The following is a 14,710-nucleotide window of genomic DNA, read 5'->3' on the forward strand; positions in this document are numbered from 1 at the left end:
AGGATATGCTCCAATACGGTTGTAGAGAGAATTCTCTAAAACAGGAGGACGGCGATGGCCATCAGAAACCTGCACGTCAGGCGATTACCGGCCGACGAGGACACCGTCGGGGCGCTGATCGACTCGCTGGCGAGCCCGCACGACCAGCTGTGGCCGCACGACAGGTGGCCGGCGATGCGGTTCGACCGGCCGCTCGGCGTGGGCGCCACGGGCGGTCACGGCCCGATCCGCTACCAGGTCGTCGCCTACCTGCCAGGCCGCTGGATCCGGTTCCGCTTCACCGCACCGCGCGGCTTCGATGGGATCCACGAATTCACCGTGCACCGCGAATCCGACGGCACCTCGCTGCACCACCTGCTGTCCATGCACGCCCGAGGCCCGGCGCGGATCACCTGGCCGATCCTCTGGCGGCCGCTGCACGACGCGGCGCTCGAAGACTGCCTCGATCGCGCCGAGCGGAGCACCGCGGGAACCGTGCGCGCGCCGACCCGCTGGTCGTGGTTGGTGCGCTTGCTCGTGTCCGTAGTATCGCGGAGGTTTCGGAGGGTGGTGCATGAGCCGGTTCAGCGGGTTCCCCGCACACGTTGAGACGCACATCGGCCGGGTCCGCGGCGCCGACAGCCGACTGGCGGACGGGCGCGATCGGGGCTACCACCTCGTCTACTGCGACCACCCGGACGGCGCGCACGTCTCGGTGCTGACCAGCGGCCTGCGCGACCGCACGGCGGGCGCGCCGCTGCCCCAGGAGCTCATCTGCACGTTGCAGTCGGAGCAGGAGATCCACGCGCGGCACCTGACGGGCGTGATCGCCGAGCTGCTGACCGAGAGCAACAGCCGGGTCGGCTACGGCGCGCTCATCATGAACGACCGGATCCTGTTGCCGGACACCGAGATCTGCGGCGCGCTCGCCGCACCGCACCCCTACCTCGGCGACTCGTTCGACGTCCTGCTCGACGAGGCGGGCGAACCGGTCCTCCAGCTGATCACGCTGGTCCCGATCACCCGCGACGAGGCCCAGCTGGTGGCCCGCTACGGCCGGGACGCGCTGTACGACTGCTGGGAGCGGGAGAACTCCAACCTGCTCGACATCCACCGCCCCTCGGCCGCCTGACGCCCCAGGGTCGGCGGCCGGGGAATCCGGGTCGGGTCGGGGTCGTACCCCGAGGCCTCCGGCCCCTCCGGGGCCCAAGCTGGAGGCATGACCGAGAACTTCGCCACCAGCACCCAGACCACCACCGAGTCCCCGGTTCGGAAGTTCCGCCGCAGCCGGGAGGACGCCATGATCGCCGGGGTCTGCGCCGGCGCCGCCAAGGGGCTCAGCGTGGACGCCACGATCCTCCGCGTCCTGCTGGTCGCCGCCACGCTGCTCGGCTTCGGCGCCGGCATCGTCATCTACCTCGTCTGCTGGGTCCTCGTCCCGCAGGAGTGACGGCCAGTTTCAATTGAAACTTCGGTCGGAGAAACGCAGTTTCAATTGAAACTGCACCGTCAGCGGATGCCGGGGGCCTGTTCGATGAACGTGTCGAGCACCCCGTCGGCGACCAGCACCTGCCCCTGGGGCCGGACCTCGCCGGGCAGGGTGCGGATCTGCTTGGCCTGGTCGGCGAACTGCCGCGCCGCGGTGAAGTGCTCGAAGGTGCGCGCCTCGTCGCCGTTCGCCCGCGCCTGCAGACCGTCCACAGTGGCCACCAGCGCGTCGCCCCACAGCTCGGTGGCCGTCAGCCACGGCTTCGCGTCGGCGACGAAGTCCGCAGGCACGCCCCGCCCGATCTGCTCGGGCGCACCCGCGATCGCCTGCGCGTAGCCGCGCAGCGCTTCCACCGCGCCCGCGCGGTCGCCGCGCTCCCAGCCATCGCGGAACGCCTGGATCCGCCGCGCCAGCTCCGGCGCCGGCGGCAACCACGGCCGTCCGCTGGGCAGCGGCGCCATGTGCTCCAGGTCGAAGAACACCATCAGCGCGTCGACCGTCGCCTGGTCGGCGACCAGCCCCGGCTCGCCGGCCGCGCGCTTGCCCGCCAGGTGCTCGGCCGCCGCCCGCCAGGCCCGCTGCGGGTCGAAAGCCGCGTCGTTCCAAGCGAAATCGGCCGCACCGAGCACCACGACCTTGCTCGCCGCCGCCAGGTTCATCGGGTTGGACACGTCGCCCACGAGCTGCCCGCTCAGCCCGCGCTCGCGCTTCTCGTACGGTCCGAGCAGCAGCCGCCCGACGGAGCCGTCGAAGTCGTTGACCGGGTAGTTGTCCCACAGGAAGAGCTTGCGGCCCCAGACCTTCTCGGCCTGCTGCGCGTCGGAAACGGTGATCTGGCGCGGAATCACGCCGTCGCCGGTCCACATCACCAGCACACGCGGGTCCAGCGCCGTGCGGATCGCCGTCTTGTAGGCCGAATCCTCCACGTCGGAGTACTCGGTCGGCACGAACTGCAGCGGAGCCACGCCGGGATGGGTGTCGACGAACTCGCGCTGCACGCGGTTCAGCAGCTCCGCCTGCGCCTGCCCGGCCGCGCCCTCGGACGGCTTGCCGTACTTCGCCTGGTCGCCCGCGCAGTTCCAGCGGGTGTAGGAGATGTCGTCCAGCGGCACGGAGAAGTCGCGCACGCCCTCGTCGTACACCGTCTGCAGCTTCGCCAGGAGCGCGCGGACGTCCGCGTCGTCGCTGTAGCAGATCGAAGTGCCCGGGGAGAGCGCGAAGGTGAACTTCACGTGGTGCGCCGCGGCCTGCTGGATCAGCTGCTCCACCCGGGCCAGGTCGTCGGCCGGGTACGCCTCGCGCCACTTCTCCCGGTGGTACGGGTCGTCCTTGGGCGCGTAGATGTAGGTGTTCATCTTGACGTCGCCGTAGAAGGCCAGCTGGTCCATGCGCTCGGCGTGCGTCCAAGGCGGGCCGTAGAAGCCTTCGACGGTGCCGCGCAGCGGCATCGCCGGGTAGTCCACGATGCCGACCCCGGCGAGGCGGCCCGGCGAGGCGATCTGCCGCAACGTCTGCACGCCGTAGTAGGCGCCGGCCGCGTCGGAGGCGCCGATGAAGACGACCGGCGTGCCGCCGCCGCGACCGGCCAGCACGTAGCCCTCGGGCGGCAGCGGCGCGGGCGCGGCGAAGCCCAGCTCCTGCAGGCCCTTCACCACCGTCGGCGCGGTGCGCTCGCCGATGCGGATGCTCAGCGTGGCCCCCTCGGACGGCGGACCGGGTTCGCGCACCACGACGTCGCTCGCCCCGGCGAGCCGCAGCACCTGGGCCGCGAGGTCGCGGGTGGGCTGGTCGACGAGCGGATCGACGATCACGTCGACCTTGCCCTGCACCGGGATGTCGTCGCCGAGCCGCTGCATCTCCTGCGGCTGCGGGGTGACCTGCGGCAGCCCGGTCGCGGGCAGCGACTGCGGCGGTGGCGCGGTCGGCGTCGGCTCCTGCGGCGTGGTGTTCGTGCAGGCCGCCAGCACCGCGCACATGAGCGTCGCGGCCACGGCGGACCGCCGGACGTTTCGACCGAGCATGACTCCTACCTCACCTGGACTGCCACCGGTCCACAGGACATCACACGCCGCTTCCGGCCGCCGCCGCACCCGGGAGCGCCGTGATCATCCGCACTGCAAGCAACGAACAATATCAACGGCGCTCGTCGCGCCCGGCCGATCGCGGTGGCGGTGACGCTCAGGATAGGAGCTCGCGCCAGCTCCGGACCCGCTCCACCTGCACCGATCCGCCCTCGCGGGCGCCGGTGCCGATGTGGAAGGCGCGGGCCCCGGCGGCCCGCAGGCCGGCGACGTGCTCCTGGCGCAGGCCGCCGCCGACGAGCAGCGCCACGCCGTCGACGTCCTGCCGCTCGGCGCGTTCTCGCAGGTTGGCAAGGCCCTCATCGACGCCGCCGGAAGCGCCTGCGGTGAGCACGGTGTCCGGGCTGAGCGACACCGCTTGGTCCCAGGCGAGCCGGTAGTCGGCGGCGTGGTCGACCGCGCGGTGGAAGGTCCACGGGCACCCGTCGAGCTCGGCGACCACCTCGCGGGTGGCGCCCACGTCCACCTGCCCGTACGCGTCCAGGAACCCGAGCACGAACTCCCGCGCCCCGGCCTCCCGCAGCTCGGCCACCCGCCGCCGCAGCGCCTCGGCATCGGCGGCGAAGTCGGGTTGGTCGCGCACCATGACCCGCACCGGCAGATCGGTCGCCGCGAGCACGCTGCGCACGGTCGACGGGTCCGGTGTGAGCCCGTCGGCGGCCAGGTCCCGCACCAGCTCCAGCCGGTCGGCACCACCGGCCTGGGCGGCCTCGGCCTCGGCGGCGTCCAGCACGATCACTTCCAGCAGCGTTCCCACACCCGCACCGTAACCGGGCGGCGGAAGCCCAGCGAGGCCCGCCCGGAGCCGCTGCTCGAGTGCTCGTGCTGCGCCGGCAGCGGGTTCACCCGCCCGGGAACGACCGAAGGGCCGCCCCCCGAGCGGGGACGGCCCTTCGAAAAGCGACAGCAGCGTGGATCAGAAGTCCATGCCGCCCATGCCACCGGTCGGGTCCGGAGCGCCGGCCTTCTCCTTCTCCGGCTTGTCCGCGACCACGGCTTCGGTGGTCAGGAACAGCGCGGCGATGGAGGCGGCGTTCTGCAGCGCCGAACGGGTGACCTTGGCCGGGTCGAGGACGCCGGCCTGGACCAGGTCCTCGTACTCGCCGGTCGCGGCGTTGAGGCCGTGGCCGGAGGTGAGGCCCTTCACCTTCTCCGCGACGACGCCGCCCTCGAGGCCGGCGTTGATGGCGATCTGCTTCAGCGGCGCCTCGACAGCGATCTTCACGCTGTTGGCACCGGTCGCCTCGTCACCGGTCAGGTTGAGACCGTCGAAGGCAGCCTGCGCGGCCTGCAGCAGGGCGACGCCGCCACCGGCGACGATGCCCTCCTCGACCGCGGCCTTGGCGTTGCGGACCGCGTCCTCGATGCGGTGCTTGCGCTCCTTGAGCTCGACCTCGGTCGCCGCACCGGCCTTGATGACGGCCACGCCGCCGGCCAGCTTGGCCAGCCGCTCCTGCAGCTTCTCGCGGTCGTAGTCGGAGTCCGAGCGCTCGATCTCGGCGCGGATCTCGTTGACCCGCCCGGCGATCTGCTCGTCGTCACCGGCACCCTCGACGATGGTGGTCTCGTCCTTGGTGACCACGATCTTGCGGGCGCGGCCCAGCAGGTTCAGGTCCGCGTTCTCCAGCTTGAGGCCGACCTCTTCGCTGATGACCTGGCCGCCGGTCAGGATCGCCATGTCCTGCAGCATCGCCTTGCGGCGGTCGCCGAAGCCGGGGGCCTTGACGGCGACCGACTTGAAGGTGCCGCGGATCTTGTTGACGACCAGCGTGGCCAGGGCCTCGCCCTCGACGTCCTCGGAGATGATCAGCAGCGGCTTGTTGGCCTGCATGACCTTCTCGAGCAGCGGGAGCATGTCCTTGACGTTCGAGACCTTGGAGCTCAGCAGCAGGATGTACGGGTCCTCCAGGACCGCCTCCATCCGCTCCGAGTCGGTGACGAAGTAGGGCGAGATGTAGCCCTTGTCGAAGCGCATGCCCTCGGTGAGCTCCAGCTCCAGGCCGAAGGTGTTGCTCTCCTCGACGGTGATGACGCCTTCCTTGCCGACCTTGTCCATCGCCTCGGCGATGAGCTCGCCGATCTGACGGTCGCCGGCCGAGATCGCGGCCGTGGCGGCGATCTGGTCCTTGGTCTCGATCTCCTTGGCGTTCTTGAGCAGCTGCTCGGCGATCGCCTCGGTGGCCTTCTCGATGCCGCGCTTCAGGGCGATCGGGTTGGCGCCGGCCGCGACGTTGCGCAGGCCCTCGCGCACCAGCGCCTGGGCCAGGACGGTGGCGGTGGTGGTGCCGTCACCCGCGACGTCGTCGGTCTTCTTGGCGACCTCCTTGACCAGCTCGGCCCCGATCTTCTCCCACGGGTCCTCGAGCTCGATCTCCTTGGCGATGGAGACACCATCATTGGTGATCGTCGGCGCGCCCCACTTCTTCTCGAGCACGACGTTGCGGCCCTTCGGCCCGAGCGTCACCTTGACGGCGTCAGCGAGGGTGTTCATGCCGCGCTCAAGACCGCGGCGGGCGTCCTCGTCGAACGCGATCATCTTGGCCATTGCGGTGTGGTCCTCCACCTGTCTGGACGCCGCGGTGGTGGGTGCACCCCACGGCAGGACTCGTGCTCGGCCAGGCTCGGTGCCCGCGACGGACGACCGTGCGGCGGCGCCGTCGGGTGGCACCGCCGGAGACGGCCTCACCGTCCCGGCCTGGCACTCAACCTTGCTGAGTGCCAATACCGTGTTTAGCACTCTCACCAGTCGAGTGCAAGCGAGGCGCGTCAGCGGGTGGGCACCGACGTGGGCAGGTCGCTGTTGTTGTACGAGGAAGTTTCCGTCGACGTCGGGTCGGTGCCGCCGCCGGAACCACCGAGCGAGTTGGCCATCACAACGAAGATGACCACGATCACCACCAGCGCGACGCCGGCCAGCACCGGCACGATCCACTTCGCCGAGCTGCCGGACTTGGTCGCGAACGCCGCCGAGCCTGCCGGGATCGGCGGCCGCAACCGCACGGGGTCGTTGCCGGGCGGCGGCAGCGGGCGCGGCGGCTGCTGCTGGTAGGGCGGGTAGCCGGGCGGCGCGGGCGGCGCGTACTGGACCGGCATCGGCCCGGACATCGGAGCCACGGGCGGGGCCACCTGGCGGGGCGGCGGGGTCTCGCCGCCGGCTGCCGGGCCGAGCGCGGCGCGAGCCGCCGCGATCAGCTCCTTGCAGTTCGTGAAGCGCTGGTCGGCCTTCTTCGCCATGCCGCGGCGCAGCACCTCGTCGATGCTGCCGGGCAGCACCACCAGCGACGTCGCCGGCGGCGGCTCCGCGCCCAGGTGGCCCTGGATGACCTCCTGGACCTGCCCCTGGAACGGCGGCCGCCCGGTCAGGCAGGCGAACAGCATGCAGGTCAGCGCGTACTGGTCGGTGCGGCCGTCCACCGGTTCGCCGCGCAGGTGCTCGGGCGCCGCGTAGGTCGGCGAGCCCAGGAAGTCGCCGCTGGCGGTGCGGTGCCCGGTCGCGCCGCGCCGGGTGAGGCCGAAGTCGGCGAGGTAGACGTGCTCGTTGACGGACTCGCGCGAGGTCACCAGCACGTTGGCCGGCTTCAGGTCGAGGTGCACCAGGCCGCGCTCGTGCAGCATGTCCAGCGCCTCGGAGACCTGGGAGAGCAGCTCCAGGGCCCGCTTGGGCGAGATCGGCCCGTCCTTGATCAGGCTGGCCAGGTCGGACCCGTCGACCAGCCGCATCGCGATGTAGAGCATGCCGTCGACCTCGCCGAAGTCGTACAGCGGCACGATGTTGGCGTGGTCGATGGCCGAGGTGTTGCGGGCCTCGTCGACGAACCGCTCGCGGAACTCGGCGTCACCGGTGATGTGCTCGCCCATGATCTTGAGCGCGACCTTGCGCCCGAGCCGGGTATCGGTGGCGCGGTACATCACGCTCATCCCGCCGCGGCCGAGCACTCCGTCGATCTTGTAGTGGCCGAGGCGCTGCCCGGTGAGGTCTGCCGACACGCGGAGCAGCCTAACGTTTCGGGATCACGCACGTCCCCGGGTTCGGCAACACCGTGATGACATCGATTCCGCACGCGCCGCGGCCCGGCTCCCGCGGACGGGAACCGGGCCGCGCTGACGTTCTCGACGCCGTGACGTGCACTGTTTTTCACGAAGCGGCGGCAGCCGCTTGCGGTGTGGGACTCGGCTCGCATCGCCGCGGATTCTCAGGTATCTTCTCACGAGGACAGCCCCAGCGCCGCCGAGCAAGCCGGGTTCAGCTGCTTCTTCAGACCTTGCGGACACCGTCTGCTTGGGTGCGGCCGTCGCGTCCCGCTTTCACTTCGAATTCGACCCGATCCCCTTCGGAAAGGGTTCGGAAACCAGACATGTTGATCGCGGAGTAATGGACGAAAACATCAGATCCACCGTCTGTCGCGATGAATCCGTAGCCCTTCTCCGAGTTGAACCATTTGACCGTGCCGACCGCCACGGCGTCCTCCTCTAAAAAGTGATGCACGGCACCCAAAGCGCCGCTGGAGCAACGGCAACGCTACCCCAGAAAGCAGGTCTCGTCGCGGGTTCGGCAATGCAACTTTTCCGTTAAACGCTGGGCCGAACGGGTGTCGCCGATGGCCACGTTCAGTTATCGGAGTGGAGTTGACTCGGGAATTCGTCCGAATGCATGAGCCCATTTGCGCTCTCGGCGAAATCCGCGCCACCAGTTTGAAGCGACGGCTATGCGTACCCGCGCAACTCGCGCTCAGGAACGAGCGCCGAGCCCATTTGCCTGCAACCAGGTGACGAGTCCTCGCGGATTGCGGGTTTGAGTCAGCACCTGGCCCGGACCGGCGAAATCGAACACCAAGCCCTCACCGCTCTTGAGCGACTGGGCCACGCCCTGGTTCATCTGCCGCAGCCGGCTCTGCACCGTGTCGGCGTAGGCCACCACGTGCCCGGTGTCGATCGTGACGTACTCGCCGGGCTGCAGCGTGACCACGTCCAGCGCGCCGTAGCAGGAGACCACCACCGGGCCCTGGCCGCCGACGTGGGTCATGAAGCCGCCCTCGCCGCCGAAGAGGTTCTGGAAGCCGCCCCACTGCGTCTCGACCTGCACGGTGCTCGCGGACGCGAGCCAGCAGCCCTTCGTCACGCACCAGCCGACCCGGCCGTCGAGCTCCAGCACGTTCAGGTCGCCCGGCAGGTTCGGCGCCACGTCCACCCAGCCGCCCTGCTGCGGGGCCGTGTAGGTGGACACGAAGAAGGACTCGCCGCCGAGCGCGGCGCGGGCCAGCGACTTCAGGAAGCCGCCCTGGGCGCGCGCCTCGACGGTCACGCCGAAGCTGGTGGCGAGCATCGCACCGGACTCGACCTGCACCGGCTCGCCCGGGGCGAGCATCAGCCGGGCCACCCCGAACGACGGCGTGTGACGGGTGCGAACCTGCACGGCTACCTCCTAGACGAGCCCGGGGACGAGTCTGCCACGTTGATCGGTGCGACTATTCGCACGCCGGTGGGGACAACGGGGGTGTCGATGACCGATGATCTGGGCGTGTCGCACGGAACCGGAACACCCGCTCTGACCGCGGTCGCAGATCACCAGTCGAAGATCGCCGCCCTGCTCACCCCGACGCCGGTGCTGGTCGAGCCGCTGGCGGACTGCCTCGGGCTGGCCCTCGCCGCGGACCTGACCGCGCCGATCTCGCTGCCGCCGTTCGACAACTCCGCGATGGACGGCTACGCCATCCGCTCCGTCGACCTGGCCGGCGCGACGCCGGAGCAGCCGGTGCTGCTGCCGGTGCACGAGGACATCCCGGCCGGCCGGGTGGACGTGCCGCCGCTGCAGCCGGGCACCGCGCACCGCATCATGACCGGCGCCCAGATGCCGCCGGGCGCGGACGCGGTGATCCCGGTGGAACGCACCGACGGCGGCACCGAGCAGGTGCGGATGTTCGCCGCCGTGCAGCCGGGTGCGCACGTGCGGCGCGCGGGCGAGGACGTCACGGCGGGCGCCACCGTGCTGACGACGGGCACCGCGCTGGCGCCGTCGCAGCTGGGCGTCGCGGCCGCCGTCGGGGCCGCGGAACTGCCCGTGCACCGGCCGGTCCGGGTGCTGGTGCTGTCCACCGGGTCGGAGCTGGTCGCGCCCGGCACCGCACTGCAGCCGGGGCAGATCTACGAGTCCAACGGCCTGATGCTGGCCGCCGCGGTGCGCGAAGCCGGCGGCGAGGCGACGCTGCTGCGGTTCGTGCCGGACGACGTCGAGGCCTTCCACGCCGCGCTCGCCCCGCACCTGGCCGACACCGACCTGCTGATCACCTCCGGCGGCGTCAGCGCCGGGGCGTACGAGGTCGTCAAGGACGCGCTCACCGGCACCGGCGTCGAGTTCACCAAGGTCGCGATGCAGCCCGGGATGCCGCAGGGCTGCGGCCGGTACCGGGACGGCGTCGCAGTGGTGACGCTACCGGGCAACCCAGTCAGCGCGATGGTGTCGTTCGAGGTGTTCGTGCGGCCCGCGCTGCGCGCCGCGGCCGGGCACCTGGCCACCCGCCGCCCGGTGCGGCAGGCGACGCTTGCCGAGCCGCTGTCCGCGCCCGCGGGCAAGCGCCAGTACCGCCGGGGCCGGTTCGACCCGGCCACCGGCGGCGTGACGCTGCAGGGCGCACCCGGCTCGCACCTGCTGGCGGGCCTGGCCAAGGCGAACTGCCTGCTGGAGATTCCCGAGGACGTGACCGAACTCGCCGCCGGGTCCACAGTGGACGTCATGCTGCTCGACTAGCACCGCCCCGGGGCGCTCGGAAGATCATCTGGTTGACGGATGGCACCGGCGTCCCCAAGACTGCACCACCACTACCGACCACCCCTCCGGAGTTCTGCACCGTGCGTGGCCCCTGGCGTGCCGCCCTGGCGCTGGCGTTGCACATCGGCTTCTTCCTCGCGCCGATCGCGCTGGTCCTCGGACTGCTCGCGATCTCGGCGTTCACCTTCCGATACGACCAGTCCAGCGGGGTGAAGGCCGCGCTCGCGGCGGTCGCCGTCGGCGCGCTCTTCGCGATCGGGCTGCGCGCCGTGCTGCGCAGCCGGGTGCGGCCGCGCGGCGTGCGGCTGGACCGATCGGAGCAGCCGCAGATCTGGCGGATGGTGGAGTCGATCTCCGCCGAGGCGGCCGCCCCGCTGCCCGACGAAATCCGCATCACCTCCGACCCGACCGCGAGCATCCGCGAGGACACCGCGCTGCTGGGCCTGCGCACCCGGACCCGCTACCTGGAGCTCGGGCTGCCGCTGCTGGCCGCGCTCAACGTCAGCGAGCTGCGGGCCGTGGTGGCGCACGAACTCGGCAGGCTGACCGGGCGCAACAAGCTGACGGTCACCGCCTATCGGGCTTCGGCGAGCGTCGAGCGCACCGTCGACGGGCTCACCGGCGGCCCGGTCAAGTGGCTGTTCACCGGCTACGCCCGGCTGTTCACCGCGATCGCGGCCACCACCGGCCACGACCTGGAGCTCGCCGCCGACGCCATCGCGGTCCGGGAGGCGGGCACCCGAGCGGCGGCCACCGCGCTGCGGAAGCGGATCGCCATCGAGCTCGGCTGGCAGGAGTACTCCGACGAGTACCTCAGCATGGCCAAGGCCGTCGGCCACACGCCGGACGTGCTGCTGGGCTTCCGCAACTTCATGGAGCACCCGACCCGCAAACCGGAGCTCGCCGAGCGGGTCAAGAAGGCCATCGCCGAGGGCGAGGACGGCAGCCGCACCCACCTGCCCGCGCGCCGGCGCATCGAAGCGATGAAGCGGATCAAGGTCACCGGCCGCGACGCCGACGACCGGCCCGCGTTCGCGTTGCTGCGCAACCCGCGCAAGAGCGTGCCCGACCTCGAAGACCGCCTGATGGTCGACGGCCTCAAGCGCCGGCTGGGCTGGCCGGAGCTGGCCCGGCTGGCCGGCGCCGCGCACGTCGCCGAGCGGGCCGCGCTGCTGAGTTCCGCCACGGCGCAGAGCGGACTGCCGGTGGAGCCGACGATCGCGGGCATCCTGCCCGCCATCCACCGCGGCCAGGGCCACGACCTGGTCAACCCGGTGCTCAACCCCGGCCTGTGCCCGGAACGCATCGACGAGGCCGCCGTCGACACGCTGACCGAACTGCTCGGCTGCGCCGTGGTGGACGCGCTGATCTGCGCCCGGCGGGCGCACCACGAGCTGGACTGGGGCGGCCCGTCGACGGTGCGGCTGGCCAACGGGCAGCCGCTGGACCCGGACCGGCTGGTCCGCCCGGCGGTGACCGATCCCCGGCTGATCCCGGGCCTGCACCGGGCGCTGGTCGACCTCGGGGTGCCGATGACCCACGCGCGCCGCCCCGCCGCCGAGCCCGAGCCCGAGCTGGCCGGGATCGTCAGCCCGGTGCAGTGCCCCGGCGGCAACTACGACCTGCTGGTCACCGATCGCGGCCTGGTGCTGCTGCCCAGCTCCGCCAGCACCACGAAGCGCCTGCTGGCCGGCACGCTCGCCCGGTTCCGCAAGGCGGAACAGGAGCAGCTCGCCGAGCTGGCCGCCACGCCGATCGGCGAGCTCCGGGAGCGGCCCGGCGCGCAGTGGGTGGACAGCCGGGACGTGGCCCGCGCGCGGCTGGACCAGGACCGCGCGGGCTGGTCGCTGTCGCTGGAGCTGTACCTGGACGAGTACGCGGTGTCCGAGCTGGACGACATCGGCGTGCGCGACGGCGAGGACGGCGTGTCCGAGCTGGTGCTGCGCAGCACGGCCGACGGCGTGGAGCACGGCGACCCGTACCGGGGCCTCGGCGAGCTGATGGGAGCGCGGATGAACCTCGACGAACCCGCCTACACGAATGAGTGAGAGCGAGCGGGGTTCTGATGACTCTTCGTCATGTAACGGCGCCGTGAGGTCCTCCAAAAGCGGCTACGGACATTTTGTGAACTCAATTACACTGGAAACCGCGTAACGAACCGTCGCCCATATACATCTCCTAGACGTCCGCACAAACCCACTACCGCTTGCCGGTGGGGAGCGGACACACCGAGGACCGTGCGCCGTCGGGGGGTGCACGGACCACACCGGGGAGGCCGTCCGACGTCTACGGGGAGACGTCGAACGGCCTCCTCGCTTTCTCTCACCCGACCGGGTTACCTGGGCGGCGCGTTGGCGGTAGCATCCCGGAATCTGATAGACGCAGGTCAGCAGGGTAGTTCTTGATCAACTACGCCCCCTGGCGTCGGTTGACGTGAGGCGTCCGCGATGCTGTACCGACGACGGCACCGGTCGGCGCTCGGCGTTCGCGCCGGGAACCGGCCGAACCGCCGCACCATGACCGCCGACGCAGGGGCATAGCACCTCGATGAGCACCGCCGAAGAACCGAAGAAGAACCTGCTGGCGCACCTCGCCGCGCTGGCCCGCGACACCATCCCGCCGATGCACCCGGCAGGCCGCCCGTTCGTGCTCGGCGCCGCCGTCGCGACCCTTCTGCTGCGCCGCCGCTGGCGCCCGGCGGGCGTGCTCGGCGGCATCGTCACCGCCTGGTGCGCGTGGTTCTTCCGCGAGCCCGCCCGCACCACGCCCAGCCGCGAGGGACTCGCCGTCGCGCCCGCCGACGGCACGATCTCGCACATCGAGCCCGCGGTGCCGCCGGCCGAGCTCGGCCTCGGCGACGAGCCGATGACCCGCATCAGCGCCTTCCTGACGATCTTCGACGTGCACGTCCAGCGGATCCCGCTGAGCGGCAAGGTCGAGACCATCGCCTACCGGCCGGGCAAGTTCCTCTCCGCCGACCTGGACAAGGCCAGCGAGGACAACGAGCGCAACTCGATGGTCATCCGCACCGACGACGGCACCCAGGTCGCCGTGGTGCAGATCGCCGGCCTCGTGGCCCGCCGCATCGTCTGCTCCGTCTCCGAGGGCGACGTCCTGCAGGCCGGCAGCACCTACGGGCTGATCCGCTTCGGCTCCCGGGTGGATCTCTACGTGCCCACCGGCAGCCGGATCCTGGTCGAGCCCGGCCAGCGCACCATCGGTGGGGAGACCGCCCTCGCCGAGCTGCCTCGGGGGACGCATTCCTCATGAGCATGCACAGCGCCCCCGGCATCCGGCTGCTGCCCAACGCGATCACCGTGCTGGCGATGTGCGCCGGGCTGTCGGCGGTCCAGTTCGCGCTCAACGGCCAGCTCACCGGCGCGATCGCGGCCGTCGCCGTCGCGGCGGTGCTCGACGGCCTGGACGGGCGGATCGCGCGGCTGCTCGACGCCACCTCCAAGATGGGCGCCGAACTGGACTCGCTGTCCGACGCGATGTCCTTCGGCGTCGCCCCGGCGCTGACGCTGTACGCCTGGCAGCTGCAGGACAACCGCGTCGGCTGGGTGGTGTCGCTGATCTTCGCGGTGTGCATGGTGCTCCGGCTGGCGCGGTTCAACACGCTGCTCGACGACGCCGAGCAGCCGCCGTACGCCAAGGAGTTCTTCGTCGGGGTGCCCGCCCCGGCGGCCGGGCTGCTCGGGCTGCTCCCGATCGTCCTGACGGCGCACTTCGGCTACCTGGGCTGGTGGGCGAACCAGAACGTGGTGATGGTCTGGATGGTGCTGGTCGCGGCGCTGATGGTCAGCCGGGTGCCGACGCTGTCGCTGAAGACCGTGAAGGTGCCGCCGAGGGCGGCGGCACCGCTGCTGGTGCTGGTGGCGCTGCTGGCGGCGGGAATAATCATGTTCCCGCTGATCTCGCTGGCGATCGCCATGGTGATCTACCTCCTGCACATCCCGTACGCGGTCTACCGGCACAACTGGCTGGCCAAGCACCCTGAGGCGTGGAGCGCACCGCCGCGAGAGCGGCGCGCGATCCGCCGACGCACCCAACGCCGGCTCGGCCTGCGGCCGCCGCTGCGCCGCAGCGTGGCGGGCGCCGCCAGGCGCGTCCGCCTACCGCGCCGCCACAGCCACCCGGACGGACCCCGCCGCAGCTGGCGACGCCTGGAGTTGCGGCGAAGCCGCAACGACGGCCCCCGCCGCTAACGACCCCCTCCCGAAGACCCGCCCCACTCCCGGAGACTCGGCGCGGCGCGGCCAGGGCGCGGCGCGGCCAGGGCGCGGCGCGGCCAGGGCACGGCGCGCGGGGCTCCTCCCGGCGGGGTTCCGCAATTTCAATGGAAATCGAAGGTCCGATTTCCATTGAAATTGCGGAAGTTGTCCACAGGCACCC

At 71.3% G+C, this 14,710-nt stretch carries 13 protein-coding genes; 7 read left to right on the plus strand and 6 right to left on the minus strand.

From position 1 onward, the window contains the following. Positions 1–54 precede the first annotated feature (54 nt). From AB0H93_RS38790 to AB0H93_RS38800, 3 genes are all read left to right on the plus strand, one after another. Entirely contained in the window at positions 55–588 is a 534-nt protein-coding gene (locus AB0H93_RS38790) for an SRPBCC family protein (RefSeq protein WP_358580589.1), read from the plus strand. Then, positions 554–1,111, plus strand: coding sequence for a suppressor of fused domain protein (locus tag AB0H93_RS38795; RefSeq protein WP_358580591.1), 558 nt, complete (start codon positions 554–556; stop codon positions 1,109–1,111). The genes AB0H93_RS38790 and AB0H93_RS38795 overlap by 35 nt, the downstream gene beginning before the upstream one ends. Before the next feature lie 87 nt (positions 1,112–1,198). Continuing rightward, positions 1,199–1,429, plus strand: a complete 231-nt coding sequence (locus AB0H93_RS38800; protein WP_358580593.1) for a PspC domain-containing protein — start codon at positions 1,199–1,201, stop codon at positions 1,427–1,429. Positions 1,430–1,488: 59 nt separating this feature from the next. Here the strand turns inward: AB0H93_RS38800 and AB0H93_RS38805 are convergent, their stop codons facing one another. The 6 genes from AB0H93_RS38805 to AB0H93_RS38830 all read right to left on the minus strand — a co-directional run bounded on the left by AB0H93_RS38805 (position 1,489) and on the right by AB0H93_RS38830 (position 8,962). Then, a complete protein-coding gene (locus tag AB0H93_RS38805) occupies positions 1,489–3,489 on the minus strand; it encodes a beta-N-acetylglucosaminidase domain-containing protein (RefSeq protein ID WP_358580596.1) in 2,001 nt (666 codons plus the stop codon). A gap of 157 nt (positions 3,490–3,646) precedes the next feature. Then, the gene (locus tag AB0H93_RS38810; protein WP_358580598.1) at positions 3,647–4,306 is read right to left on the minus strand and encodes a copper homeostasis protein CutC; all 660 of its coding nucleotides are present in this window, start codon (positions 4,304–4,306) and stop codon (positions 3,647–3,649) included. A 159-nt stretch (positions 4,307–4,465) separates the two neighbouring features. Further along, positions 4,466–6,094: a chaperonin GroEL gene (gene groL / locus AB0H93_RS38815; protein WP_093268687.1), complete on the minus strand. Its 1,629-nt coding sequence runs from the start codon at positions 6,092–6,094 to the stop codon at positions 4,466–4,468. A gap of 221 nt (positions 6,095–6,315) precedes the next feature. Further along, complete coding sequence (locus tag AB0H93_RS38820; protein ID WP_358580601.1) at positions 6,316–7,536, minus strand: serine/threonine-protein kinase; 1,221 nt, start codon at positions 7,534–7,536, stop codon at positions 6,316–6,318. Between the two features lie 268 nt (positions 7,537–7,804). Beyond that, positions 7,805–8,008 (minus strand): cold-shock protein, encoded by a 204-nt coding sequence (locus tag AB0H93_RS38825; protein ID WP_093268692.1) that lies wholly within the window; start codon positions 8,006–8,008, stop codon positions 7,805–7,807. Between the two features lie 270 nt (positions 8,009–8,278). Next, the gene (locus AB0H93_RS38830) at positions 8,279–8,962 is read right to left on the minus strand and encodes a TIGR00266 family protein (RefSeq protein WP_358580603.1); all 684 of its coding nucleotides are present in this window, start codon (positions 8,960–8,962) and stop codon (positions 8,279–8,281) included. Between the two features lie 87 nt (positions 8,963–9,049). Here AB0H93_RS38830 and glp point away from each other — a divergent pair, with 87 nt between their 5' ends. The 4 genes from glp (at position 9,050) to pssA (ending at position 14,523) form a co-directional block, all read left to right on the plus strand. After that, complete coding sequence (gene glp / locus AB0H93_RS38835) at positions 9,050–10,294, plus strand: gephyrin-like molybdotransferase Glp (protein ID WP_358580605.1); 1,245 nt, start codon at positions 9,050–9,052, stop codon at positions 10,292–10,294. 32 nt (positions 10,295–10,326) lie between these two features. Beyond that, positions 10,327–12,363, plus strand: a complete 2,037-nt coding sequence (locus AB0H93_RS38840; RefSeq protein WP_358580607.1) for a M48 family metallopeptidase — start codon at positions 10,327–10,329, stop codon at positions 12,361–12,363. A 499-nt stretch (positions 12,364–12,862) separates the two neighbouring features. After that, entirely contained in the window at positions 12,863–13,585 is a 723-nt protein-coding gene (locus tag AB0H93_RS38845; RefSeq protein ID WP_358580609.1) for a phosphatidylserine decarboxylase, read from the plus strand. Continuing rightward, a complete protein-coding gene (gene pssA, locus AB0H93_RS38850; RefSeq protein ID WP_358580612.1) occupies positions 13,582–14,523 on the plus strand; it encodes a CDP-diacylglycerol--serine O-phosphatidyltransferase in 942 nt (313 codons plus the stop codon). The genes AB0H93_RS38845 and pssA overlap by 4 nt, the downstream gene beginning before the upstream one ends. Positions 14,524–14,710: the final 187 nt, after the last annotated feature.

This window comes from Saccharopolyspora sp. NPDC050642 (assembly GCF_040654735.1).
GTDB lineage: Bacteria > Actinomycetota > Actinomycetes > Mycobacteriales > Pseudonocardiaceae > Saccharopolyspora > Saccharopolyspora elongata.

Bases quoted from the DNA above. Each gene is read 5' to 3' on its own strand.
- glp (WP_358580605.1), top strand. From the start codon at position 9,050: ATGACCGATGATCTGGGCGTGTCGCACGGAACCGGAACACCCGCTCTG.
- AB0H93_RS38845 (WP_358580609.1), top strand. From the start codon at position 12,863: ATGAGCACCGCCGAAGAACCGAAGAAGAACCTGCTGGCGCACCTCGCC.
- AB0H93_RS38805 (WP_358580596.1), bottom strand. From the start codon at position 3,489: ATGCTCGGTCGAAACGTCCGGCGGTCCGCCGTGGCCGCGACGCTCATG.
- pssA (WP_358580612.1), top strand. From the start codon at position 13,582: ATGAGCATGCACAGCGCCCCCGGCATCCGGCTGCTGCCCAACGCGATC.
- AB0H93_RS38790 (WP_358580589.1), top strand. From the start codon at position 55: ATGGCCATCAGAAACCTGCACGTCAGGCGATTACCGGCCGACGAGGAC.
- AB0H93_RS38800 (WP_358580593.1), top strand. From the start codon at position 1,199: ATGACCGAGAACTTCGCCACCAGCACCCAGACCACCACCGAGTCCCCG.
- groL (WP_093268687.1), bottom strand. From the start codon at position 6,094: ATGGCCAAGATGATCGCGTTCGACGAGGACGCCCGCCGCGGTCTTGAG.
- AB0H93_RS38795 (WP_358580591.1), top strand. From the start codon at position 554: ATGAGCCGGTTCAGCGGGTTCCCCGCACACGTTGAGACGCACATCGGC.